The organism is Pseudomonas sp. GQ91 (assembly GCF_059758795.1).
This window is the reverse complement of the sequence record NZ_JCAXED010000001.1, coordinates 302,359-326,197: the sequence shown is the minus strand read 5'-3', so window position 1 is coordinate 326,197 and position 23,839 is coordinate 302,359. Positions and strand designations below refer to the sequence as shown.

At 65.2% G+C, this 23,839-nt stretch carries 17 protein-coding genes; 3 read left to right on the top strand and 14 right to left on the bottom strand.

Going from position 1 to position 23,839, the window contains the following annotated elements; translation table 11 throughout:
- The first annotated feature begins 86 nt into the window (after positions 1 to 86).
- Positions 87 to 302 carry an MbtH family protein gene (locus AC6CIA_RS01255; protein ID WP_498310265.1) on the top strand — a complete coding sequence of 72 codons (216 nt, stop codon included), beginning with the start codon at positions 87 to 89 and terminating at the stop codon, positions 300 to 302.
- Positions 303 to 338: 36 nt separating this feature from the next.
- Positions 339 to 1,769 carry a diaminobutyrate--2-oxoglutarate transaminase gene (locus AC6CIA_RS01250; protein ID WP_498310264.1) on the top strand — a complete coding sequence of 477 codons (1,431 nt, stop codon included), beginning with the start codon at positions 339 to 341 and terminating at the stop codon, positions 1,767 to 1,769.
- A gap of 113 nt (positions 1,770 to 1,882) precedes the next feature.
- Here AC6CIA_RS01250 and AC6CIA_RS01245 read toward each other — a convergent pair whose 3' ends face one another.
- Positions 1,883 to 2,923, bottom strand: a complete 1,041-nt coding sequence (locus tag AC6CIA_RS01245; protein WP_498310263.1) for a zinc-dependent alcohol dehydrogenase family protein — start codon at positions 2,921 to 2,923, stop codon at positions 1,883 to 1,885.
- A 244-nt stretch (positions 2,924 to 3,167) separates the two neighbouring features.
- On the opposite strand from AC6CIA_RS01245, the gene AC6CIA_RS01240 reads away from it, so the two are divergent.
- Positions 3,168 to 3,650: an Lrp/AsnC family transcriptional regulator gene (locus tag AC6CIA_RS01240; protein WP_498310262.1), complete on the top strand. Its 483-nt coding sequence runs from the start codon at positions 3,168 to 3,170 to the stop codon at positions 3,648 to 3,650.
- 381 nt (positions 3,651 to 4,031) lie between these two features.
- Here the strand turns inward: AC6CIA_RS01240 and AC6CIA_RS01235 are convergent, their stop codons facing one another.
- The 13 genes from AC6CIA_RS01235 to AC6CIA_RS01175 are packed head-to-tail and all read right to left on the bottom strand — an operon-like array spanning position 4,032 to position 23,824.
- On the bottom strand, positions 4,032 to 5,405 hold the full coding sequence (locus AC6CIA_RS01235; protein WP_498310261.1) for an isochorismate synthase: 1,374 nt from the start codon (positions 5,403 to 5,405) through the stop codon (positions 4,032 to 4,034).
- A complete protein-coding gene (locus AC6CIA_RS01230) occupies positions 5,402 to 5,710 on the bottom strand; it encodes an isochorismate lyase (protein WP_498310260.1) in 309 nt (102 codons plus the stop codon). Before AC6CIA_RS01230 ends, AC6CIA_RS01235 begins: the two co-directional genes overlap by 4 nt.
- On the bottom strand, positions 5,707 to 6,465 hold the full coding sequence (locus AC6CIA_RS01225) for a thioesterase II family protein (protein ID WP_498310259.1): 759 nt from the start codon (positions 6,463 to 6,465) through the stop codon (positions 5,707 to 5,709). Before AC6CIA_RS01225 ends, AC6CIA_RS01230 begins: the two co-directional genes overlap by 4 nt.
- Positions 6,462 to 8,060 (bottom strand): (2,3-dihydroxybenzoyl)adenylate synthase, encoded by a 1,599-nt coding sequence (locus tag AC6CIA_RS01220; RefSeq protein ID WP_498310258.1) that lies wholly within the window; start codon positions 8,058 to 8,060, stop codon positions 6,462 to 6,464. Before AC6CIA_RS01220 ends, AC6CIA_RS01225 begins: the two co-directional genes overlap by 4 nt.
- Positions 8,053 to 8,772, bottom strand: a complete 720-nt coding sequence (locus AC6CIA_RS01215) for a VOC family protein (protein WP_498310257.1) — start codon at positions 8,770 to 8,772, stop codon at positions 8,053 to 8,055. The genes AC6CIA_RS01220 and AC6CIA_RS01215 overlap by 8 nt, the downstream gene beginning before the upstream one ends.
- Positions 8,769 to 9,914 carry a Gfo/Idh/MocA family oxidoreductase gene (locus AC6CIA_RS01210; protein ID WP_498310256.1) on the bottom strand — a complete coding sequence of 382 codons (1,146 nt, stop codon included), beginning with the start codon at positions 9,912 to 9,914 and terminating at the stop codon, positions 8,769 to 8,771. Before AC6CIA_RS01210 ends, AC6CIA_RS01215 begins: the two co-directional genes overlap by 4 nt.
- A complete protein-coding gene (locus AC6CIA_RS01205; protein ID WP_498310255.1) occupies positions 9,911 to 11,089 on the bottom strand; it encodes a cytochrome P450 in 1,179 nt (392 codons plus the stop codon). Before AC6CIA_RS01205 ends, AC6CIA_RS01210 begins: the two co-directional genes overlap by 4 nt.
- Positions 11,086 to 12,771 (bottom strand): class I SAM-dependent methyltransferase, encoded by a 1,686-nt coding sequence (locus tag AC6CIA_RS01200; protein ID WP_498310254.1) that lies wholly within the window; start codon positions 12,769 to 12,771, stop codon positions 11,086 to 11,088. The genes AC6CIA_RS01205 and AC6CIA_RS01200 overlap by 4 nt, the downstream gene beginning before the upstream one ends.
- Entirely contained in the window at positions 12,768 to 13,802 is a 1,035-nt protein-coding gene (locus AC6CIA_RS01195) for a class I SAM-dependent methyltransferase (RefSeq protein ID WP_498310253.1), read from the bottom strand. Before AC6CIA_RS01195 ends, AC6CIA_RS01200 begins: the two co-directional genes overlap by 4 nt.
- Complete coding sequence (locus tag AC6CIA_RS01190) at positions 13,799 to 14,902, bottom strand: saccharopine dehydrogenase NADP-binding domain-containing protein (RefSeq protein WP_498310252.1); 1,104 nt, start codon at positions 14,900 to 14,902, stop codon at positions 13,799 to 13,801. The genes AC6CIA_RS01195 and AC6CIA_RS01190 overlap by 4 nt, the downstream gene beginning before the upstream one ends.
- Complete coding sequence (locus tag AC6CIA_RS01185) at positions 14,896 to 16,641, bottom strand: ABC transporter ATP-binding protein (RefSeq protein WP_498310251.1); 1,746 nt, start codon at positions 16,639 to 16,641, stop codon at positions 14,896 to 14,898. Before AC6CIA_RS01185 ends, AC6CIA_RS01190 begins: the two co-directional genes overlap by 7 nt.
- Positions 16,638 to 18,371 carry an ABC transporter ATP-binding protein gene (locus AC6CIA_RS01180; RefSeq protein WP_498310250.1) on the bottom strand — a complete coding sequence of 578 codons (1,734 nt, stop codon included), beginning with the start codon at positions 18,369 to 18,371 and terminating at the stop codon, positions 16,638 to 16,640. Before AC6CIA_RS01180 ends, AC6CIA_RS01185 begins: the two co-directional genes overlap by 4 nt.
- Positions 18,368 to 23,824: a non-ribosomal peptide synthetase gene (locus AC6CIA_RS01175; protein WP_498310249.1), complete on the bottom strand. Its 5,457-nt coding sequence runs from the start codon at positions 23,822 to 23,824 to the stop codon at positions 18,368 to 18,370. Before AC6CIA_RS01175 ends, AC6CIA_RS01180 begins: the two co-directional genes overlap by 4 nt.
- Between the last annotated feature and the right edge of the window lie 15 nt (positions 23,825 to 23,839).

Here is a 23,839-nt window from a genome sequence, read left to right as displayed (position 1 = left end):
CCTGAATTTTAAAAAATTAATGAGAATCGCTACCATTAGTATTGTATCGTAGGACTTTCCCCGTCATGCCAGTCAAGGAGCAAGCAATGAGTTTGGACAGCCCGGATACGCGCTTTCTGGTGGTCGTCAACGATGAAGAGCAGTACTCAATCTGGCCGGATTATCGAAGCGTGCCCAACGGCTGGCGCACGCTGGACATGACGGGCACCAAGGAAGAGTGCCTGAGCCATATCGAAAAGGTCTGGACTGACATGCGCCCGCTGAGCCTGCGCCAAGCCATGCAGGAACAAGGGCAGGGCTGATTCCCCGCGCCAGACTTTTTACCTCAGGGACTCCCTATGGACAGCGTCGAACCTCGTCTTTCTTCCAGCGCAACCTTTACGCTGGAACACTTCCGTCAGCAAGCCCCGCGGGAACTCAACGCCAACCCGTATCTTCAGCGTCAGGCGGCCCGCGAATCGAATGCCCGGTCTTATCCACGGCGTATTCCCTTAGCGTTGCAAGAGGCCCACGGCCTCTATGTGCGCGATACCCAAGGGCAGTTGTTCATGGATTGCCTGGCGGGGGCGGGGACTCTGGCGCTGGGGCATAACCACCCGGTGGCGATTGCGGCGATGCGTCAGACGCTCGACTCCGGCCTGCCCTTGCACACCCTGGACCTGACCACACCGGTCAAGGATCGCTTCGTCGATGACCTGTTCAATGCGCTCCCGGAACACTTCGCGCGTCACGCGCGTATCCAGTTTTGCGGCCCGACCGGTGCGGATGGCATCGAGGCGGCCTTGAAACTGGCCAGGACGACTACCGGGCGCAAACCGATTCTGTCGTTTTCCGGCGGCTACCATGGCATGACGCTGGGCACCTTGAGCCTGATGGGAAACCTGGGACCGAAAGAAGCGTTGGGTTCGCTGATGGCCGATGTGCAGTTTCTGCCTTACCCCTATGACTATCGCTGTCCGTTCGGCATCGGCGGCGAGGCGGGTATCGACGCGGGCCTGCATTTTATCGAGCAATTACTCAGCGACCCGGAGTCCGGGGTGCTGCCCCCGGCCGCCGTCGTGGTTGAAATCGTGCAAGGCGAGGGTGGCGTGATTCCGGCGCCTATCCGCTGGCTCCAGGGCCTGCGCCAATTGACCCGCAAGTTTGGCGTGGTGCTGATCATTGATGAAGTGCAGACCGGCCTGGGTCGTACTGGAAAACTGTTTGCTTTCGAACACGCAGGTATCGAGCCTGACATCCTCGTGCTCTCCAAAGCCATCGGCGGCGGCCTGCCGTTAGCCGTGATGGTGTACCGCGAAGAACTCGATACCTGGAAGCCAGGCGCCCACGCCGGTACATTCCGCGGCAATCAGATGGCGATGGCGGCGGGGGCCGCGACCCTGTGCCATATCATCAGTGAAGACTTGCCGGGGCATGCCGATGTCATGGGGCAACGACTGATGGGACATCTGCGTGGGTTGCAAAACGATTTCGCGTGCCTGGGCCAGGTCCGCGGGCGGGGGCTGATGGTGGGTGTGGAGATCGTCAGCGACACACCGAGCGATAATCGCGTACCGCTAGCGGATACGGCCCTGGCCCAGGCCATTCAGCGCCAATGCCTGCGCCTTGGGGTCATTCTTGAGCTTGGAGGGCGCCATGGTGCCGTTGTGCGGTTCTTGCCGCCGTTGATCATCCAGCCTGAAGAAGTCGATTTATTGGTTGAGGTCTTCCAGATGGCTTTGGTTGAAGCGCTGGCAGAGGTCAAGCAAGGGACGTTGCACATCGCGTGAAGGGGCGCTCTTTTGCTCTTGATAAACCCAGAAAAACTCCAGAATTAAGTCTTTTCCTACTGTTTCTTAAGCAAAGTCGCGCTCTTCAGCGCGGCTATGGTTCGCGTCATGCGTTAAAACTCGGTTATGACCGTTACCCCGGCCGTCTCGAACCGGTCCATATTCGTCAACGCATCGATGGACTGCTCCAGGCTGATAGTTTTACCCACGAGTTTTTCAGGCGCCAGCTTGCCTGAGGTGATCATCTCGAGCATGGCGTCATAGCGATGCGCTTGCATCCCGTGGCTACCGTAGATCTCAAGTTCGTGCGCGATAACCTTGCTCATGGGGATGGCCGGCGTGGCGTGATCAGCGAGCATCAGCCCGACCTGGACGTGCTTGCCGCGACGGCGCAGGTTATTGATGGAGTTGAAACACGTGGTTGGGTGGCCCAATGCGTCCAGCGATACGTGGGCACCGCCCTGAGTGATTTCCAGCACGGCTTCGGTGACGTCCGCGACGCACTGGGCATTCAGGGTGGCGACAGCGCCGAGCGCGCGTGCCAGTTCGAGCTTTTCCTGGGAGATATCGATGGCGATCACGTTCGCGCCAATGGCTTGGGCGATCATCACGGCAGACAGACCTACTCCTCCGCAACCGTGAACCGCTACCCATTGACCGGCGCTGACTTTGCCTTGGTCAACGACTGCACGGAACGAGGTGGCGAAGCGACAACCCAGGCTCGCAGCGGTAGCGAAGTCCATGCGCTCAGGCAGCGCGACCAGGTTCAGATCGGCCTGATGGATACCGACGTATTCGGCAAAAGACCCCCAATGAGTGAAGCCTGGCTGGAACTGCATGTGGCACACCTGCTGATTGCCGCTGTTGCACTCTGCACAAGCCCCACACCCGCCCACGAACGGCACGGTCACACGGTCGCCGACTTTCCACCGGGTGACGTCGTTGCCCACCTCGGCCACGATGCCCGCCAGCTCATGACCCGGTACATGCGGCAGTTCAATGTCGGGGTCATGACCTTTCCAGCCATGCCAGTCGCTGCGGCACACCCCGGTGCCAAGAACCTGGATAACCACACCATGACGTTCCGGGGACGGATCTGCCACGTTCATCAGGCGCGGCGGCTTGGAAAAGGCTTCGTAGACGACTGCTTTCATTAAAATTACCTATGTTTGGATGGGCGATGCGACCTATCTCCAGCACCCTTCGGTGCAGATCCAGCCGGCGACCCGTGCTGAGTCATTCGGCCTGTTCGTCACCCTCGACTCGCTTCGAAGCGTCACGCGCCAGGCATTTCCATTATGAATGAACGCCTTGAAATTACCCTTCAAGTTGCAATTGACGAACCGCAAGAATTGAAATTAACTTTCGTTTTTCAGCCTGAATATGAGGAATTACTTCATGATTGAGCAGCTTGATAAGGTGGACATTGCAATAACGGAACGCTTGCAGCGCGACGGCAAGTTGTCGAATGTCAAGCTGGCCGAGCAGCTTTCCCTCAGCGAAGCGTCCTGTTGGCGCAAGCAAAGACGGCTTGAAGAATGCGGCGTTATCGAGGGATACCAAGCCATTCTCAATCGAAAGAAACTAGGGCTAGGCCTGAAGGCCTTTGTCCAGATCTCGTGCACTGATCACAGTGAAGAAGCCACGGCAACGTTTGAAAAGATTATTCAGGCGGCTCCACAGGTACTGAGTTGCCATAACACAACGGGCGAGGCGGATTTTTTACTTGAGGTAGTTGCACGGGACTTGGACAGCTATAGCCGCTTTGTCGAAAAAGTACTCAGGAAGCTCCCTGGCGTTTCAAGTATTCGCTCGAACCTTTCCCTGCGAGAGATGAAGACCACCAATCGACTGCCCGTCACCGAGCTCTTGAGTATCTGAATGCTGTCAGGACAGGCGCGAAGATGATTTCCCTCGGGCTGGTGCTGCTAGCCAAAGGAGGAGGCCACTGTTTGACTTGGGCGGGAGTGATTTCGAGAGCGGATGCTTGGGCATGGAGCTGGGGGGCATCCTTTTCAAACCATCCAACGCCTATAGGCTCTCAGGGTCGCCGAAAAACATTTTGACTGGGCTCTAGGACAACATTCTCAGGCAGAAAAATTTCAAATGCGCTCCCAATTTTGCTCCCGGTTGCATCAGATCTGCGAGCGATCGCGAGTGGCGATTTCTGACAGAGACCAAGATGGATTCGGATGGTTTTCAGTGTCACGCCACATTTGATCTGGAAGGAGCAGCAGTCCAAATGAAAGCCAGGCTTCGTTCCTACGTTATTGACTCGCGTGGGAAGAGCAATAATGCATGCTCCATGCTGGCAAGCTTGATCTGGGTTTCCGCATACTCATCGGCAGGCCAAGAGCCATGCACAATCCCGCACCCAGCGAACAAATGACAGTTTTTTGCGGTGATCAGCGCCGAACGTAGAGCTACCAGGAAATCTCCATCGCCCTTTGAGTCCAGCCAGCCCACAGGGGCCGCATACCAGCCCCGGTCGAAGCCTTCGTGGCGACGGATGAAATTCATGGCTGTCCCCCTTGGCAATCCACCCACCGCCGGCGTTGGGTGCAGTGCCTGGATACCGTCCAGCAAACGCTTGTCTGGGTTGAGTTGCGCGGTTATCGGCGTGCTCAGGTGCTGCACGGTGGCCAGCTTCAGCAGGTGGGGGCATGACGCGGCCTGGAGGTCGTTGACCTTGTCGTCGAGGGCTTGGGTGATGGTCTGCACCACCAGTCGATGTTCATGTTGTTCCTTGGGGTCGGCCAGTAACCGTACACCGATAGCGTGATCCTCGTCGGCGGTAATGCCACGTCGCGCGCTGCCTGCCAGGGCATGGGTGGTCAGGCGACCCTCCCGACAACTGAGCAGTCTCTCGGGGGTGGCCCCCATGAAGCAATGCTCGCCACGGTGCAGCGCGAACAGGTGGGACGCGTTGCGACGTGCGTGCAGTCGCTGCATCACTGCACCACTGTCGAGGGGCGCGTCCAACTGATACTCGATATGCCGCGCCAACACCACTTTGTTCAATTCGCCGCCTGAAATGGCCTGCAACGCCGTATCGACCTTACCCTGCCATTGATGGGAAGGCAGCGCGTTGCGTTCGACGACGGCGGGCGCAGTGGCCGTCGAGGCGGGCGGGTTGAGCAGTTGCGCATAGGCGGCCAGGCTGTCGCGGGTCAATGCCGCCGGGTCGCTGTCGGGTTCGACCACCCGCTGGCAGCGCAGCCAGCGGCCATCGGCGTCTTCGCTGAGCAGCCAATGGGCCAAGTGAAAGCTGGCGTCGGCGAAGGCGGCCCACTGCGGCGCGCAAGGCCGCTGTTCATCGAAGCGCATGCCTCCCAGCAGCAAAGGTGCCTTGGGCCCGTCGATCACCGCATCGGCACACAAGGCGAACCATTGGCGGTCCACCTCGAGCATGCGTTGGGGGCCGCTGGCCTCGATCTGCCAAGCGCAGCCCAGACCGAACAGTGTCAGGTCCGGCGAGTGCGCGCACCAGAAGAACCCTTGCCGATGGGCTTCGTAAAGGGCCAGCGCCTCCAGCGTCGGCGCGGTATGCGCGGCGACGGCGATGATCGGCCGTTGATACGCCACCGCACGCTGGTGCGCAGCCTGGAACACCTTGAGCAACTCGGCCGCGTTCATACGACCTTGCTCTTTTTCTGCAGCCAGAAGGCGGTCTGCTCGGCGATGTACCAATGGATGATCTGGTTGAACAATCCCTCGATAAATTCACCGTCCAGCCCAAGCGCCTGTGCCCATTGCCGGCGCTGCGGCAACATCGCCGCGACGCGCTCCGGGGCAGCGATGCTGGCTTGGTCGGGCTTGAACGCGGCGGCGGCCTTGACGTACTGCATGCGCAAGCCGAGGGCGTCGATGATCTGCTGGTCGAGGCTGTCGATGGCATGACGAATGTCCGAAAGGCCAGTGCAGTGTTCCGGGGTTTTCATACCGAGTCTCCCTGAAGGTAGGCGGTGCGTTGCAACAGGTGATGGATCACCGGTCGCGGCTGATGCTTGAGGTAAAAGTGGTCGCCGCCGAACAAGCGGATATCCGGGGTGTGGTCGCTGAGGTCGGCCCAGGCGCGGGCCTGCTCAAGGCTGACTTCCGCGTCATCGCGGGCCAGCAGCACGTCGAGTGGCGCTGCCAAGCGGGCAAGCTGCTTCGGACGCCAGGTTTCGATGGCCTGGTAGTCGCTGCGCAGGGTCGGCAGGAACAGCGCACGCAGTTGCGGGTTGGCCCACAGGCCGGCGGCGTTGGTGTCTTGGCGCAGGATGTCGGCGACCAGCGCGGCGTCGTCCTGGCGGTGCAGGTCACTGGGCGGTTGCCGGTGTGGAGGCGCGTGGCCCGAGACGAACACATGGGCGGCTCCAGAACCTGCCGCTTGCAGGCGCACCCCCACGGCGTAGGCGAGGGCCGCGCCCATGCTGTGGCCAAACAGCAGCAAGGGCCGGACTGGCAGCGTTTGCAGCGCTCCGGCAATGTGCCCGGCCAGGCCGTCCAGGCACGGTATATGCGCTTCGTTGAAACGCTCTTCACGTCCCGGATACTGCACCGCCAGCAGGTCGATATCCCCCGGCAGGTGCGCCAGCCAGGGGCGGAAAAAACTCGCGCTGCCCCCGGCATGGGCCAGGCACACCAGGCGTGCCCGGGCCTGTTCGCTTTCTCGCAGCACGCGCAACCAGGGCGATGCAGCGCCGCTCATAGCGCCAGCACCTGTTCCGCCAGGACCTTGCGGTTGACTTTGCCCAGGCGCGTCAGCGGGAATTCGCGCAGCACCTGCAAGCGATCCGGCAATTTGTAGGCGGCCAGCCCGCGTTTGCGCAGCCAGGCGTTGATCGAGGCCAGGTCGACCTGCTCGCCGTGGGCCAGCACACAGGCACAACTGCGCTCCCCGAGCAACTCGTCGGCCAGGGCCACCAGCGCCACATCGCGAATCAGCGGATGGCCGAGCAGCAGGTTCTCGATCTCTTCCACGGGGATTTTCTCGCCACCGCGATTGATCACATCCTTGCTGCGTCCCTCGACGACCAAATGCCCCTCGGGCAGGCGCCGCACCAGGTCGCCGCTGCGGTAAAAGCCGTCGGCGGTAAACGCGCGCTGGTTCTGCTCGGCGGCGTTGTAATAGCCGCGAATGGTGTAGGGGCCGCGCACCAGCAATTCACCGACGGTGCCGGGCGTCACCGGCAGGTCGTCGGCGTCGACGATGCGGATCTCGTCGTCGATGGTCAGCGGCAACCCCTGGGTGTCGAACACCAGCGGCTGCGGATCATCCAGTGGTGTAAAGCACAGCAAACCCTCGGCCATGCCGTACACCTGTTGCAGATTGCAGCCCAAAACCGGGCGGATGCGCGCGGCGATCTCGGCCTTGAGCCGGGCGCCGCCGACCTGCAGCCATTGCAGGCTGCCCAGGTCGTTATCGGACCATTGCGCGAATTCCAGCCACAGCAATACCAGCGGTGGGATCAGGGCGGTGTGGGTGATGCGTTCGCGCTCGATCAGTTCGAAGGTGGTGTCCGGGCTCGGTTCCGGCGCCAGCACCAGGGTGGCACCGACACTGAACACGCCCAGCGCCCCGGGGGAGGCGAGGGGGAAGTTGTGTGCCACCGGCAGCGCGGCCAGGTAGCGGGTATCGGCATCGAAACCACACGCCTGGGCCGCCAGGCGCGCATTGCACGCGTAGTCGTCATGGGTGCGCGGGATCAGTTTGGGCAGGCCGGTGGTGCCGCCGGACAACAACAGCACCGCCACCTCCCGCGAATCCGGCTCAGGCAGTTCGCGCGGGCTGGCGACACACTGCGCCAGCGGCACGAACTCCTCGGCTGCGCCGACCACCCATACCTGTTGCAGGCTCGGCACTTGCTCACGCAATGTGCGCGCCAACGGGCGATAGTCGAAGCCCAGATGCTGATCAACCACCACATAGGCCACCGCCTGGCTGAGGTGCGCTAGGTGCGCGAGTTCATGTTCGCGATGGGCCGGTAGCGCAAACACCGGGATGACGCCCAGGCGCAGCAGGGCGAAGGTCAGGCTGAAGAACTCGGCGACATTCGGCAGTTGCACGAGCACCCGCTGGCCGGCAACCAGCCCGCGATCGGCGAGGCCGGCGGCCAGGCGGTCGGCCTGTTGGTCGAGTTCGGCGTAGCTCCAGCGCCGGGCGTGGTCCACGAGGGCCTCTTTGTGCGGCGTGCGCCGGGCCTGCTCGCGTAGCAGTTCGCCCAAGGGGGCGCCACGCCAGTAGCCTTGCTCGCGGTAGCGGCGGATAAAGTCGTCGGGCCAGTCAGTGCATCCATCAAGCATGGCAATCTCCTAGGGCAGTCGCGCAGCCCAGGAACTGGGCGCCGTGCAAATTCAACGGGTGCGCAAGGCCGGTGATTTGCACCGCCTGTACGCCGGTGTATGCGGCCGGTTGTAGGCGCAGCAGCGGGTCATCGCCGGCCAGCAGGTTGAGGGCGGTGTGATCGTCGGGGTGTACGCCCAGGTGAATCGCGGCCAACCCGGTGGCGCCATTGGGGTGGACCCTGCGCTCCGGGTGTTGGGAGGGCGAATAGGGCGTGACCAGGAATGGCAGGCGGTCATGGCGCGGGTACACGAAGCGAAAGCGCGTCTGGCTGCCATCGGCGCAGGTGCGCCGCCAGTTCACCGTGCGCCCCATGGGCACGCCACTGGCCGCCAGGCCCTTGAGGCGTGGTGCCAGGGCTGGGTCTTCGCACAGCAGGGCGAGGTCACAGAAGCCTTCGCCCTGGGCCGCCCAACGCAACATGCGCCGTCCGGCACCCCGGCCGGCGAGGCAGTCGATGGGCCACTTGAACAACCAGGCATGGCGCGGCGTGGTCAGCAGCTCGATGATCGGCCCCTGGCTGAACCAGATGTGCGCGTGTTGTGCGTTGGCTTCGGCGGTGGCGTAAGTGACCTCGAAGCCGGCGGCGCGGAAATTCGCCACGGCCTGGTGCAAGTCGCGCACCCACAGCAGCACATGGCTGCAAGCGGAAGGGGATGAGGTAGTGTTCAAAACGGCAGGGCTCCCAGCAGTTGGGCGGTGTCGTCACCGCAAGGGGGTTGCACGACCGTGGCACGGGCGTAGAGGTCGGCCAGTGGCAGCACGCGCGGCACGGACGGTTCAATCAGCGTGGGCATGCCGATCAGGCTGTTCATTTCTCGCCAGGCCATGGACACCTCAGTGGCCCATACACCGCTGCGCAAGCGCCGCGCGGGGTCGTCGATGTCACGACACAGCTCGCCGAGGGCGACAGTGACGGCATCGGGCCAGACCTGGTTGAAGACTTGGTGGTAACTCGCCGGGATCTGCGGATCGAGCACCACCATCGTCGGCCCGGCCAGGTGTTCGCTGCCCGGGCCGGCCATGATCAGACGATCGGTATTGTCCCGTGGGGCATGCAGGCGCGGGTTCCACAGCACCGGGCCGTGGGTGTCGGCGAGGCTCAGCACGCCGGCTTCGCAGCCGACTTCGAGGCGATGCAGCAGGAAGGAATGGTTGTCCGGATCCTGGGGGTGCACCTGGTTCTGGATGCGCAGGCTAATCGGCACACCGTTGAAACTGGCGTTGAACCGCGTGAAGGGTTGCGCCTCGACCCCGGCGGCCGGCGCTGCGAACACCCAGGGCCGCAGGCCTCCCGCCAGGCGCCCGAGAATATCCAGCAGCGGATAGGCCACCTGGCTGTTGCAGGCCGCGTCGATATACGCCAGCCCCTGCTGTTCGCGCAGGTACTCGGCCACCGCGAGAAAACGCCGGATCGCGAGGATATTCGGGTACAGCGTGTTCACCGCATAGGCCGCCTGGCCCTGACGTGCGGCCTGCATACACGCGGCGATTTCGCGGTGGTGCACCGGGTGTTCCTGCAACACGTGGATGCCACGCCGCAGCAGTTGCTGGGCCAGCTCGCTACCGGGGCCACCGGTGGCGCCGGAGCGCACCACCACGCAGGCAATGTCGATGTCATCCGGCATCTGCTCGACCGCCTCGTATAGCGGCACGCGATAGTGAGCGGCGCAAGCGCGTGAGTAGGCATTGCCACGTGACAGGATGCCTGCCAGTTCATAGTCGGCGCGGGCGCGCGCCAGGGCTTGCAGGTAGATACGGCCAAACGCGGTGCCCGCGACGATCACGCGCTTGCGTGCAGGGGCGCGGCTCATGACCAGGTCACCGGCAGGCAGTGGGCGCCGCGAAAGAACGTCGCGGTCTTCCACTGCACCTCGCCGCAGCGTTGCAGGCCGGGCAGGCGCACCACCAGGGCGTGCAGCGCCTCCTGCAACTCCACCCGCGCCAGGGCCGAGCCGATGCAGTGATGCAGGCCGTGACCGAAGCCGAAATGGCCGCTGGCATCCCGTTTCAGGTTCAGCGCCTGCGGGTTTTCAAAGCGTGCCGGGTCATGGTTGGCGGCGCCGATGGAGGCGAATACCGGTTCGCCCTGGCGCACCAAGGTTTCACCCACCTGAATGTCTTCCCGTGCGTAGTGCACAAACATCGCCGCCGAGGCCAGCGGGATGTAGCGCAGCAGCTCTTCGACCGCCTGCGGTATCTGCTCGGGATCGGCCTTGAGCTGTTGCCACTGCGCGGGGTTGTCCAGCAACACCTGGAGGAAGTTGGGGATCTGCGAGGCGCTGCCTTCGTAACCGGCGACCAGGATCGCAATGCACAACAGCAGCAATTGCTCCTCGTTGAGGGACTCGCCTTTTTCATCGGCCTGGGTCAGGGCGGTCATGAAGTCATCCCGCGGTTCGCGTCGACGTTCGGCCACCAGGCCTTTGATGTACGCGGTTAGTTCGCCCAGTTGACGTTGGGTCTGAACCGCGTCCTCGGCGCGGGTCGACAGCAGTGAATCGTTCCACGCCTTGAAGCGATCACGGTCTTGCACCGGCACACCGAGCAGCTCGCAGATCAGCGCCAGGGGCAGTGGCAAGGCGTAGTCGTTGACCAGGTCGGCAGGCGGGCCGGCGGCGAGCATGCGGTCGATCAACTGGTGGGCGTAGTCTCGGGTGTGGGCGCGCAGGGCTTCGACGCGGCGCCGGGTGAAGGCCTGGGCCGCGCGCGAACGGATCCGCGTGAGTTGCGGCGGGTCCATCATCACGATGCCACTGGCGATGCGCGAAAAGGCACGCGGGCTATCGTCACGGCGAAACGCCTCGCTGCGGCTGAAGCGCCGGTCGCCCAGCACCAGGCGCACATCGTCATAGCGGGTGGCGAGCCAGGCAGGGGTGCCGATGGGCATCTGGATGCGCAACAGGCCTGGTGCCTGCAGGGCATGACGGTAGGGCTCGGCCAGCTTCAGGTCGGTGAAGCGGTTGAAGGGGTAGGCCAACGGGTTCATGGCAAGTCCTTGGCGATGCTGAGGTCGGGCAAATGATCGAGCAGTTCAAGCTGCAGGTCGGGGTCGTCGAGGTGGGCCGCCAGTGCGGCGCGGCTCAGGCGTTGGGCCGGCACCTGGGCGACGAACACGCGGTGGCCCAGGCTCGCCAGCGGGTGTGTGGCGGCGGGCAGGCTGCGGTTGCCGTGGAACCCGGCCCGGGCCAATGCGCTTTGCCACTGCGCCAGGTCGAGGAAGGTGGCGCTGCTGAGTTGGCGCTCGTCGCTGGCCTGGTTGAGCATGAAGGCCTGGGAGGCCATTACCCAGAACGCCTCCTGGGTCGGTTCGCTGAACACCAGCCAGCCGCCCGGTTTGAGCAAGGCGAGCAGGGTGGCCAAGGAGCGTTCGGTGTCGCGGGCGGCATTCAGCACGCCACCGGCGACGATCAGGTCCCAAGTCTGGCTTGGATAACCCTGTGCCAGGGCGGGGCGGTCGATATCGAACACGCCGTGGCGCACCCACGGCCAGTCCTTGAGCCGCTCGGCGGCTTGCTCGCTGAAGTAGCGCGACACGTCGGTGCACAGGTAGTCCACGCTGGCATTCGCCAAAGCGGGCAACACCGCCTGGGTGGTGGAACCGGTGCCAGCACCGACTTCCAGCACGTGCAACGGCACACCGGCCGGCTGGCGTGCGGCCCAGGCGCCGAGCCAGTGGGCAACGGCGCGGTGCTGGTATTGCGCCGCCAGGCTCTCGCGGTACAGCGCCGCCGCACGTTCGGTGCGGCCTTCGGGAAACAGCAGGTGCACCGCCGCACACTCGCCGCGCATCAACGACGGCAACTGGCGCGCATTGTCCCGTGCGTAGTCGAGGGTGCCGCTGCCGCCGGTGTTGCGCGCCCAGTCCACGCTCAACTGCGCCCAAATACCTTCGAGGGCGGCATCATTCCAGGCGCTCGCGTCGAGGGTGGGCTGCAACCTATCTGCGACTCGCTGCAACATACCTTGGGATTGCAGCACAGCGAGCCAGCGCGCAATCAAGGGGCGGTGACCGGGGGCAATGCCGGCCAGCGCCAGGCTCCGGGCCACGTCATTGAACGGCGCAGGCAGCAGCCCGCAATGCTCCAGCCCGTTGAGCATTGACAGCAGCGCGGCGTGGCCGAGTCGATCATTGAGGCGTACCGCCTCGGTCAGTTGTGCAGCGTCAAACTGCTGGTCGAGTGCGGCTTCGGTCGCGGCCAGATGATCCTCTACCGACGTGACGGCACAGGCATGCGGCACCGCGAACAGGGTTTGGCCATGCAGCGCGACGGCACTCACTTGGGGGTGGTCGAGGGCGCGCTCGCGCCAGCGCTGATGTGCGCGCTTGACGCTGGCCAGGTCACGCCATTCGTCCTGAACCTGAGTGAAACCCTGCACGCGGCAATTGAGTTGGGCGGCTGCCCGTTCTGCCAGCGGCCAGTCGCCCGGCCGGGTGCTGATAAACACCACCTGCTCCAAGTGGCTGAGGTCGCTCAAGGGCAGGGCGGGGAAATCCAGCAGCCGCTCCAGTTGGTCGGCACCCATCACCACCACGCCGGGGCGCTGGCGTTCGAGTTCGGCCAGCAGGCGTGGTGGGGCCAGGTGATGACTGCCCAGATCGGTCAAGGCCGGCAAACGCCACGGGTGGTGACCGAAGGGCAGATCAATCAGCAGGGTGTCGACGTTCATCGTGAAACTCCTGTGGCATGGAACAGACGTTGCCCGGCGGCGGCCAACGGATCGGTCGCGTCGGGCCATAAGTCGAGCAACTCGAAGCCCGCGACGTGCAACGCCTGGCGCCAGGCGTCGGGCGCCATGAATACCTCGTCGTTGGCCCGCAGTGGGGCGCCGGCAGGCGGAGACAGCAACAGGTGCATAAAGGTGAGCATCGCCGGGTTGTCGGCGATGGATTCGCTGAACAGCAAGGTGCCGCCGTCGCGCAGGCAGGCGCGGATTCGCGCCAGGCTGCGCGGCAGGTCGCGGGCGTTGTGCAGCACGTTGCCGGCGATCACCAGGTCCTGGCTGCGGGGCTCAATGCCCTGTTCGCTGAAGTCGCGATCCAGGTCGAGCAGGCTGAATTGCAAGCCTGGCTCCAGGCGGAACTGGCGACGAGCCGCGCCGGTAAACAAGTAGCTGAGGTCGGTGAAGCGATAGGCCTTTTCGCGGTCTTCCAGGACTCCCAGTACAGCGCGGGTGGTGCAACCGGCGCCGCCGCCGAGTTCCAGCACCTGCAACACCTCGCCGGCCGCACCGGCTTCCCGCGCACGGGCCGCCAGCGCCTGGTTGATCGCGGCGGTGAAGTGGTTGTGCTGGTACGCACCGAGTACCGCCATGGGGTCCCCGGCGAGCACCAGCAAAGGCGCCAGGGCAATATGGTCGCGCAGCAACTCGGGCAGGCACTCGATGACCTGGGCATGCACGTGCGCCATGCTCGGCGGGAAGCCCAGTTCGGCATACAACCCTGGCAAATCGCCGACGGCTGCCTGCGGTGGCGTGCCGTACCAGGCAAACCGTTCAGCGTCTTCACGCATGGCTCCGGAACGCGCCAACGCCGCCAGCCAGCGCCGCACAATCCAGGCATGGCGCGGTGCCGTGCCGAGCGCTTGGTTGAGGTGTTCGGCTGTTCGCCAGACCTGCACAGGCAAGGCTTGGGTTTGCACGAGCACGCGGGCCATGACGCCCAGGCTCAGTTGTTCCAGCGCGTTGAGGGCGGTGTTCATAGGCAACCTTCTTCAGCGTGTTGCAGGTGTTCGAGCGGGTGGTGCAGCAGGTTCAGCGCGCGGATCGCCTTGGTGCGTTGCAGGCGTTCAAGACTGGCGGCGGGCGGCAAAGCGTGCGCGGCGTAATGGCAGCCGGGGAGGATTTCGCCTTCGAGCACACTCACTACCGTGGCCGCCGCCATGGCGCCGGTCAGTGGCGCATTGCCCGCGCCGCTGAATACCAGGCTGCGGGTGCACGCTTGGCCGTCGCAGAGGCCATCGAGTTGCAGCAACAACGTGACGAAAGGTGCCTGGCCACTGAGGTCCAACTGGCTGGCCGTGCATAAGCGTTGCACCGCTTCGGCACGCGGCAGGTTGTGCGCCTGGTCGAGGGCCTTGAGCACATGCCCGTCGGTCATCACGTTGAACCACTGGCCAGTCTCCAGATGCAGGTCCCTGGCCAGGCGTTCGCCTTCGAGGTTCAAGTAGGGCAGCACGTGCACCGGGCCGGGGAAACACGGCAGCAGCACATCGCGACGGCGCCTCAGTCTGCGGCTGCAACGGCCGTTGTGCCAAGCCGCCAGGGGCTCGCTGGAGCCGTCCACCGCACCTTGCAGGAAGTCGTCGGCGGCCACCGCGGTGAAGTGGTCACGCAGGCCGAAATAGCTGGTCAGGCCCTGTACCCGAGTGAATCCCTGTGCAGCCAGCCAGCGCGGCAGCAGGCCGGTGAGTCCCGGTTGCAGGCCCGCGCCAAGCACCGCGCTACGCCCGCGCCATAGGGCCGGGTCGAGGTGTATATCGCCGGCTGCATCGACGTAATGCGCATCGGCTTTCAAGGCGGCCTGCGCGGCACGGTCCGCCACGCGCCAGGACGGGCCGGCGCAGTTGAGCAGCACGTCGCAGCCGCCGGCGAACCTGGCCAGGGCTGGCGTGTCGTTGAAGTCCACGGCCGTCCATTGCAGCCGTGCATCGGGCCATTGCTGCTGGAGCCGCGCCAGGCAGCGCGCGCCGTTGTGCGGATCACGCCCGCCCAGGCGCAGATCGTGCAGGCCCAGGCTCAACATGGCCTGCGCGCTGGCCAGGCCGACGTCGCCACTGGCGCCCAGCAGCCCGATCAGCATGGCTGGGCCTGCGCATTCAGGCGCCAGCCGCCGACGCGCTGACGGTCATGCCAGAACCCGGCGTAGCGGCCATTTAGACCGAGCAAATGCGCATGGGTGCCGGACTCCACCAGGCGACCTGCGTCGAGCACCAGGATCTGGTCGGCGGCCATGATGGTCGGCAAACGATGGGCGATCACCAGCACGGTCGAGCTTTGCATCAGGCTGCGAATTGCCGCTTGTACAAAGGCTTCGTTGTGCGGGTCGAGCGCGGCGGTGGCTTCATCCAGCAGCACGATCGGCGCGCGTTTGAGCAACGCCCTGGCCAGGGACACGCGCTGGCGCTCCCCCCCGGACAACGACGCGCCGCCTTCGCCCACTGGCGTGTTCCAGCCCTGGGGCAGGCGCGCGACGATTTCATCGACGCCCGCCAGCCGTGCCGCTTCGGCGACTTCGCGTGCACTGGCGTCCGGGCTGCCCACGCGAATATTCGCTTCGAGGCTGTCGTCGAACAGGTACACGTCCTGCATCACCAGCGACAGTTGCGCCATCAGCGCCTCGCTGGACAGCTCGCGCACGTCCACGCCGCCGACCTTGACGCTGCCCGCCGTGGTATCGAAAAAGCGCATCAGCAAGCGGGTGACGGTGGTCTTGCCCGAGCCCGAAGCGCCGACAATCGCGGTCATCGAATGGGCCGGTGCGTTGAATGTCAGATCGCGCAACACCGTCGGGCCACTGGGGTAGGCGAAGCTCACGCATTCGAAGGCCAGGCTGCCGGGCGCTGACAAGGGTTGGCTGACGGCGGGTTCGGGCAGCGGCGGCTCACGCAGGATTCCCACCAGATGATCCAGGTCGTTCCCGGCCATGCGCAACAGGCCGCTGCGCGCCGCGGCTTCGGCCAGTGGTCCCACGAACCGCGCTGTCAGGGCGAGCAGGGCGACCAGTTGGATCGCGTCGATTTCACCGTGGGCCGCCAGGGCAATACCCACGCCCACCAGCAGTGCGAAAGCCAGTTGCACGGTCAAGCCGCCGGCGAGCAGCTTGGGAAAGGTCTGCGACAGCATGGAACCGCCCGCCAGCTTCTGCGCGTGGTTGGCCGCCTGCAACGGCGCGTAGCCGTCCTGGGTGCGACCAAACGCGCGCAGCACTTGCTGGTAGCGGGCGAATTCCACCACCCGGTTGCCGGCCAGGGTCGCGGCGGCTTCCACCCGCGCATCGTTGCTGCCGATGGCGGCGGCCGACCAGCGATGGGTGAAATAGATCAGTGGTGCACACAGCACGGCCGTCAGGCCCAGGCGCCAGTCGAACACGAACAGGGTCAGCGCGACCGTGGCCGGCACCACTACCCCGGACACCACCGGCCCCAGGTAATGGGCAAACAAACCGGTGACCATCAGCGTGCCGCTGGTGGCGCTGCGCGACAGGCGCCCGACCTTTTCCGGGTTGAACCAGCCAAGCGGCAGGCTGACCAGGTGCCGGCCGAGGCGATCATGCAAGGTCGTCAGCACCAGCAGGGCCAGGGTAAAGCCCTTCATGGCCTGCTGGTAATGGGCGAGGCAGGCCAGCACCGCCATCGCCGCCAGGCCCGCCAGCCAGGCCAAGGCCGTGGGCAGATCGCCGGCGAACAGCGCGTGCAGGATCGGCACCAGCAGCGCCACGGCCAGGCCTTGCAGCACGGCACTGGTCACCAGCCACGCAAGGTAATGGTAGAGGCGCGGGGCATGGGCCGGGCCCAGTAAGGTCACAAGGCTGCGGATCACAAGGACACCTCCAAGGCCGGGATTTCGGTGCCCGCTCGCCACAGTCGGGCATAGGCGCCGTTGGCTTTCAGCAATTGCTCATGACGGCCGCTTTCCAGCACGCGGCCCTGGTCGAGGACAACGATCTGGTCGACCCCGCTGATGCTCGCCAGGCGATGGGCAATCACCAGTACCGTGCGGCCACACGCCAGGGCCGAGAGGGCATCCTGGATCAGCGCTTCGGATTCGGGATCGGCGTGGGAGGTGGCTTCATCGAGGATCAGCACTGGCGTGTCGGCCAGCAGGGTACGGGCGATGGACACACGTTGCGCCTCGCCACCGGAGAAGATCGCGTCTTCGCCGATCACCGACTGATAACCCCGGGGCAGGGCCTGGATACGCGCATGGATCTGCGCCGAGCGCGCCGCCGCCTCGACCTCTGCATCGCTGGCGTCGGGGCGGCCCAGGCGCAGGTTGTCGGCGACCGTGCCGTGCACCAGTTGCGCGTCCTGCAACACGAAGCCCACGTGTTGATACAACTGGCGCGGGTCGATCTCGCGCACATCGGCGCCGCCCACACAGATGCGGCCGGCGTTGACGTCATGAAAGCGCGGCACCAGCTTGGCCAGGGTCGACTTGCCGGCACCGGACGCGCCGACCAATGCGGTCACGCTGCCGGCCGGGCAGTGCAGGTCGACGCCCTTGAGGATCAGGTGCTCGGCGTCGTAGCCGAACTGCACCTGGTCAAAACGGATGTCGCTGCCCTGGGGCTGTACGCAGGCCTTGGGCGCGGGCAGTTCCTCGACGTCCAGCAGCGCTTCGATGCGGTCGGCCGCCGCCAGGGCGGTGCGCTGGGCGGTGAGGCTCTGATTGATCACCAGCAGCGATTGTGGGATGACCACCGCCACCAGGGTTTCGGCGAACAGCTCCAGCGGCGTGATCCAGCCGTGCGCCAGCAACAGGCTGCCCACCCCCAGGCTCACCAGCAGGATCACCGGCACACTCAAGGCCATCGAGGAAAAGGCTTCCAGGCGCAGCAGCGGCTTGACCCAGCTGGCGTACTGCTCGCTGAACTGGTTGACCGCTTGCTGATAGCAGCGATGAGCCTGGCCGACCTGACCGAACGCCTTGATCACGGCAATGCCGTGCACGAACTCGACAATCGCCGCGCTGACCCGGGTCATGCTCTTGTCCAGCAACTGCATCTTGGCGCCGAAGCCGCGCATCATCAGGGTATAGGCCACCGCGTAGATGGGCAGCGTCAGCACCGCCAGCAGCGCCAGTCGCCAGTTCAACGTGACCAGCCACAGCAAGCCCGCCAGCGGTGTAACGATGGCCGCGGTGAGTTCCACCGCATGATGGGCGATCAGGTGGTGCAGGTCTTCGAGGTCGTCCTGCACCACCTTGCGTACGGCGCCGGAGGTGGTGTCGGTGTACCAGCCCAACGGCAAGCGCCCGAGTTTGCGCACCATGGCTTCGCGCAAGCTCGATTGCAGGCGATGGTCGGCCACATGGGTCAGCCACAGCGCCACGCCACTGGCCATCCACCCCAGGCTGAGGGCGATCACCACCAGCGACGCCCACAGCCAGAGGGTGTGGCTGTCGGCGCTACCGGCCAGCAACAAGCGGCCCAGTTCGGTGAGGCCGATAAAGGGCACCAGGTTGACCAATGCGCCGAGGGCGGCGAACACCACCCCGAGACGGATCAGGCGTTTGACCGGGCGTTTCAGGGTATCCAGGGCAGTGGTCATGAGTCTTTCCGAAGGGCCTCGAGCAGGTGCGTGGTGACCGTGTGGACGTGGGGCGGTTCGATCACGCTGAAGTGGTTGCCGGGTACGTCTATCAGCTCGAAGCGGCCCAGGCAGGCGTCTTCCCAGAACGGCGCCGCCAAGTGGCCGACGCCGCCGGTGATGCCGAACGATTGCTGCTCCAGGCAGCGCAGGTAGGTCATGTTGCCGAGGAACGGCGGCGGGTCGAACCGCGCCGCACGCATGCTGTGGCGGCACACGCGGAACAGGGTGGGCACCAGCTCGGGGCCGATCGGCACCCCGGCCTGGCCCGAGGCCAGGCGCGCGTACTCGGCCAGGCGTTCTTCCTGGCTGCGCGCCGATTGCTGCCGTACCGCCAGCGCCAGCGCTTCCAGCCCCGGATCGCCACTCAACGCGGCCATGGCCCCGGCGGGCACGCGGCGATTGTCGCGGGCCATCAGCAGGTCGATGGCGCGGTACACGTCGTAGTCTTCGATGTGCGCGCCGAACACGGTTTTCACCGGGTCCAGGTTCAGGTTGGGCACGAAGATCGCCTCATAGGCCAGCTCTTCGTCGGTGTCGATGAACATCGGAATGCTGTCGATCAAGCTCAGGTTGACCACTTCCATACCGCGTTCGAGCAAGCGCCGGGCAACCTCGGTGGCCAGCAGCCCGCCGAGGCAGTAACCGATCAGTTGGAAGCGTTGATGGCCGTCGGCGATCAAGCGCTCGGCGTAATCCTGGGCCACGCTCTCGATCAGGCGCTTGGGCTCCAGCGCCAAGTACTGCGCGGTGTCGGCCACGGCAAAGCCGATCACCGGGCCGGCCTGCTGGTTCGCGAGCGCGCGGCCCAGGTGCTGGAAATAATCCAGGGTACCGAGGGCGGCATGGAACATCACCCGCACCGGGCCGACCTCACCACCGCCAAACGGCACTACCAGCGCGTTGCTGCTGGACGAGCGCTGCACCTTACCGCTGGGAGCAATCACGCCCGGCTTGATCTCGCCTTGATTGAGCAGGCGCGCGAGGGCAGCGACATTCGGCTCGTTGAGCATCTGGCGCAGCAGGGTGTCGTAGCTCAGGCTTTGGGCCTGGGGCAGTTGCTCGCGCAATTGGCCGGCGACGCGGGCGAGGATCAGCGAGTCGGCGCCTTTTTCGTAGAAACTGTCGTCGACGCCGATCTGCGCCAGCCCCAAGGCATCGGCCCACAGGCGGCACAACTCGGCGGTGAGCGGATCGCTCGGCGCTTCCTGGCTGCTGGAGGCCTGGGCATCGACGGCGGGGCGCCAACCGCCCAGCATCTTGCGGTCGACCTTGCCGTTGGCGGTCAGCGGCAAGCGGTCGAGCACTTGCAGGTGCGCCGGCAGCATGTACTCCGGCAGGCGCTGGGCCAATGCCCGACGCAGGCTGTCGACACTCAGGCGCTGCACACCGGCCTTGAAGCGGGCGGCGAATACCTGCATGCCGAGGGCAGCCAGCGGGTGGTCGGCATGGGGCAGGGCGGGCAGGCATTCGCCCCCGAAGGCCTTGACCCGCGCCTGCCAGATCTCGGCACCGCGCAGGCCACTGCGGCCCTGGTCGTGGTCGCCATTCACCGGCGTCATCATGAAACCCTGGGTCAGCAGGATCGGTGGCCATTCGCCGGTGGGTTCGCTGAACACCAGCCAACCGCCGGGACTGAGCAATTCGGTGATCTGGCCAAGGGCATTGTCGATGTCCTTGACGCTGTTGAGCATGCCCGCGCACAGCACGATATCCACGCTGTTGCTGGCCAGCCCTTGTGGCCGGATGTCCTGGTCGATGTCCAGCACGCCGTAGCGCACCCAGGCGTGTTCGGCAAAGCGCTGCTTGGCCGCCGGCAGGAAAAACGCGGTCATGTCGGTAAACAGGTAATCGACTTCCAGGCCGTCGAGCAGGCCGATGACCGGCGCGCTGGTGGCGCCGGTGCCGGCGCCGATTTCGAGGATACGCAGCGGGCCGTCGCCTTCATGGTGGGTGGCCAGGCGGTTGATCAGCGCGCCGATGCTGTGGTTGTTGTAGCGCGATACCGCATCCCCGCCGTACAGCTGCAATGCCAGGTCCAACTGACCTTGGGGGAACAGCAGGTCGAACGGGTTGACCTCGCCCTTGAGCAGTTGCGGCAATTGCCACACATGGTTGAATTGGTAGTCGAGCAGCGCCTGGCTGCACAGGCCCGAGGCGACTGCCTGTTCCACCCGGTCCCAGGCCAGCGTCGGGTTGGGCGCGGCCTGCGCCAGGCGATAGCGCGCGTGTGTGTGGTGCAGCAGACCGGCTTCGCACAACGCGCCCAACCAACGGCGCACCAGCCAGTGGTGACGCGGCGCGGCCTGCAAGGCGTGCAGGATTGCAGCGGCGTCCGGTTCGGCCAGTTCGCCGCTGAACAGCCCGGCCTTGAGCAGCACCTCCAGCATCGAACTCAATGCAGCGGCACTCAGTTCAGCCTGATACTCGCGTACCTGCTGCGTATCGAAGCTGCCGACCTGGCTGTCGGCATAGCGTTTGACCGCCGTGAGCAGCGACGGGCCTGGCAGGGGCTCGGGTTCGACGCGTGCGGCGGTGACGAACGCCAGCAGGTCTCCACTGACCAGACTGACCGCGCTGTCCACACCCGGGATGGCGAGCAGTGCGGCCTCGACCTCACCCAGTTCCACCCGATGCCCGCGAATCTTCACCTGGCCGTCTTCACGGCCGAGGAGTTCCAATTCACCCCCCGGCAGGTAGCGGCCACGGTCACCGGTACGGTACAGACGCTGGCCGTCGAGCGGGTGAGGAAAGAAGCGTGCGTCGCTCAAGGCCGGATCGCCCAGGTAGCCCTGGGCCAGGCCGACACCGGTGATATACAGGTCGCCCGGCACCCAGGTCGGCGCATCGCGCCAGTGGCTGTCGAGTACCCGAAAGCCTTGGTTGGCCAACGGCAGTCCGTAGGGAATGCTGCGCCAAGCCGGGTCAATGGCGCCGATAGAGTGCAGGTTCGACCAGATCGAGGCTTCGGTGGCGCCGCCCAGGCCCACCAGCTTCAGGTCGGGCAACAGCGCCTGGAGTTGCGGCGGCAGGTTCAGCGGGATCCAGTCACCGGACAACAAGGCCAAGCGCAGGCTGTCCAGTGGGCGGGGGGCGGCGTGCAGGTAATCGGCGAGCATGTGCAACTGTGCTGGCACCGAGTTCCACAGCGTGACCTGATGGCGCTGCACCAGCTCGGCCCAGTGCGACGGGTCGGCACCGCGTGCCGGGTCGGGCAGCACCAGGGTTCCACCCACGGCGAGGGGGCCGAACAGGTCATACACCGACAGGTCGAAACTCAGCTGCGCCAGGCCCAGTACACGGTCATCGGCGTTGACCTCGAAGCGCCGGTTGATGTCTTGCACGGTATTGAGCGCGGCGCGATGGCTGATCATCACACCCTTGGGTTCGCCGGTGGAGCCGGAGGTGTAGATCACGTAGGCGAGGTCATCGGGGCTGCCCTCGAACCGCGCGAAATCCGCACCTGCCGGGGGTAGCCGGTCCACTGCATGCCACTGCAATGCCTCGGGCAACGGCGTGTGTGGCTGTGCCAGGGAGTGGCCCAGCACATGCCGCACCTTGGCATTACGCAGCACGCGGTCGCGGCGTGCGGCCGGGGCATTGCTGTCCAGGGGCAGGTAGGCCGCTCCGGCCAGCAACACGCCGTAGGCCGCTACCACCTGGTCGAGGCCCTTGGGCATCAGGATCGCCACCGGTTCCTGCGCGTCGCACCCTGCCTCACGCAGGGTTGCGGCCACGGCCAGTGCGCGTTTGGCAAGGGCGGCGTAGGTCAGGCTGCCACTGGCGTCGATTACCGCCAGGGCGTGGGGATGTTCCCGGGCCATGGCCAGCAGGCCGTCGTGCAGGCGGCCGGCGGGCAAGGGGCCGGCAGTGGCATTCGCCGCCAGGCGCTCGCGTTGTTGCCAGGTCGGCAGCGGCACTTGCACCGGATGGTCCCAGGCTGCCGGGTCCAGGGCCAGCAACTGCAATTGGGCGACGAAGGTCTGATGCATGTCGTCCACCAGGCCGTTGGGGAACACGCCCTGACGCACGTCCCAGTGAATGTGCAGGCCGTTGGCGTCATCCAGCACCTGGCAGTCGAGGATGACTTGCGGAGTCTGGGTGATGCCGTGGCCAACCCGGCGTTGACTGGCCGGCGGTGCCTCAATCCCCAGGCCGATGGCGCTGGTGAATACCACCGGCATGGCGGCAGCTTCACGCCCGCGGCGGCGACCGATTTCGCGCATCACCTGGATGCCCGAGAACAAACGATGTTCCAGGTCGGCAAACAATTGGCTGCCCAACTGGCGGGCCTGGGCGGTGAAGTCCTGGCCCTCGGGATCGTTGACCTGCAACAGGCTGACCGAGGTGAAATCGCCCACCAGGCGATCCACCTGCGGGTGCAGCGGCAGGCGGTTGAGCAACGTCAGGTTGAGGCTGAAAGCGGGCTGTTGGCTCCAGCGCTGCAAGGTGGCGGCATAGGCCGCCAGCACCACGATCGATGGGGTGAGGCCGCGTTCGCTGGCAGCGGTTTTCAGGGCAGCCCATGGCTGTGGGCCGAGCTGCGCCGAGTGCCGTTGAAAACGTGGCACGCGGGTGTCCTCGCCATTCAGGGGGGCCGGCAGTTGTGGGGCGGCGGGCAAGGTATCGATGCGTGCCAGCCAGTAGTCACGGTCGCGTTGGTGGCGGCTGCCTTCGAGCAAACTGCGTTCGGCCAACAGATAGTCGCGGAAGGTGATGTCCAAGGCCGGCAAGGTTGCCAGGGGATCCTGCAGCAACTGCTCCAGTTCATTGAACAGCAGCTGCGCGCTGGCCCAATCGGCGATCAGTGAGTCCATGGAAAAGTGCAGCGTGTCGCCGTTGTCGCTGCGGCTCAGGCGCAGCTCGAACAGCGGCCAGACCTCGGTAGGGTAGAGCTGCTGCTCCATGGCCTGGCGAATCTGTTGCACCGCGTGCTGGTGCTGCTCGGGAGTGACGCCACGCAGGTCGGTGATGGCCAGCGAATAGTGGGCGACGTCGGCCAGCACGCGCTGCGAGCCTTCACTGGCGATCACTGCGCGCAGCATGTCGTGGCGGGCGATCAGGCGGTTCCAGGCCTGTTCCACCTGTTGCGGGGCCAGTGTCGGCCAGCTCAATTCCAGGTAGCCATGGCAGGCGACATTGCCGTAGCCGAAGGACGATTGGCGGCCCAGCAGGTAGGCGTTCTGCACATCGGTGAGGGGGAAGGGGGCGTGACGCTGCGCCGGGTCGGCCTCCACGAGCGGGCGTTCCTGTGTCTCAAGCAGGTGCAGGATCTGTTGCTTGTGTTCGCGTAGTTGCGCCAGGCGCTCGGTGTCGAGCAACCCCTGGGGCGCGCGGAATTTCAGTTGTCCATCCTGGGGCCAGAGTTCGACACCCAGGGACTTGAGTTCGCTTAGCAGTTTGGCGGCTGGCATGGGTACAGCTCCTGG

Bases quoted from the DNA above. Each gene is read 5' to 3' on its own strand.
- AC6CIA_RS01250 (WP_498310264.1), top strand. From the start codon at position 339: ATGGACAGCGTCGAACCTCGTCTTTCTTCCAGCGCAACCTTTACGCTG.
- AC6CIA_RS01200 (WP_498310254.1), bottom strand. From the start codon at position 12,771: ATGAACGTCGACACCCTGCTGATTGATCTGCCCTTCGGTCACCACCCG.
- AC6CIA_RS01235 (WP_498310261.1), bottom strand. From the start codon at position 5,405: ATGAACGCGGCCGAGTTGCTCAAGGTGTTCCAGGCTGCGCACCAGCGT.
- AC6CIA_RS01220 (WP_498310258.1), bottom strand. From the start codon at position 8,060: ATGCTTGATGGATGCACTGACTGGCCCGACGACTTTATCCGCCGCTAC.
- AC6CIA_RS01195 (WP_498310253.1), bottom strand. From the start codon at position 13,802: ATGAACACCGCCCTCAACGCGCTGGAACAACTGAGCCTGGGCGTCATG.
- AC6CIA_RS01180 (WP_498310250.1), bottom strand. From the start codon at position 18,371: ATGACCACTGCCCTGGATACCCTGAAACGCCCGGTCAAACGCCTGATC.
- AC6CIA_RS01240 (WP_498310262.1), top strand. From the start codon at position 3,168: ATGATTGAGCAGCTTGATAAGGTGGACATTGCAATAACGGAACGCTTG.
- AC6CIA_RS01230 (WP_498310260.1), bottom strand. From the start codon at position 5,710: ATGAAAACCCCGGAACACTGCACTGGCCTTTCGGACATTCGTCATGCC.
- AC6CIA_RS01175 (WP_498310249.1), bottom strand. From the start codon at position 23,824: ATGCCAGCCGCCAAACTGCTAAGCGAACTCAAGTCCCTGGGTGTCGAA.
- AC6CIA_RS01205 (WP_498310255.1), bottom strand. From the start codon at position 11,089: ATGAACCCGTTGGCCTACCCCTTCAACCGCTTCACCGACCTGAAGCTG.
- AC6CIA_RS01210 (WP_498310256.1), bottom strand. From the start codon at position 9,914: ATGAGCCGCGCCCCTGCACGCAAGCGCGTGATCGTCGCGGGCACCGCG.
- AC6CIA_RS01255 (WP_498310265.1), top strand. From the start codon at position 87: ATGAGTTTGGACAGCCCGGATACGCGCTTTCTGGTGGTCGTCAACGAT.
- AC6CIA_RS01190 (WP_498310252.1), bottom strand. From the start codon at position 14,902: ATGCTGATCGGGCTGCTGGGCGCCAGTGGCGACGTCGGCCTGGCCAGC.
- AC6CIA_RS01225 (WP_498310259.1), bottom strand. From the start codon at position 6,465: ATGAGCGGCGCTGCATCGCCCTGGTTGCGCGTGCTGCGAGAAAGCGAA.
- AC6CIA_RS01245 (WP_498310263.1), bottom strand. From the start codon at position 2,923: ATGAAAGCAGTCGTCTACGAAGCCTTTTCCAAGCCGCCGCGCCTGATG.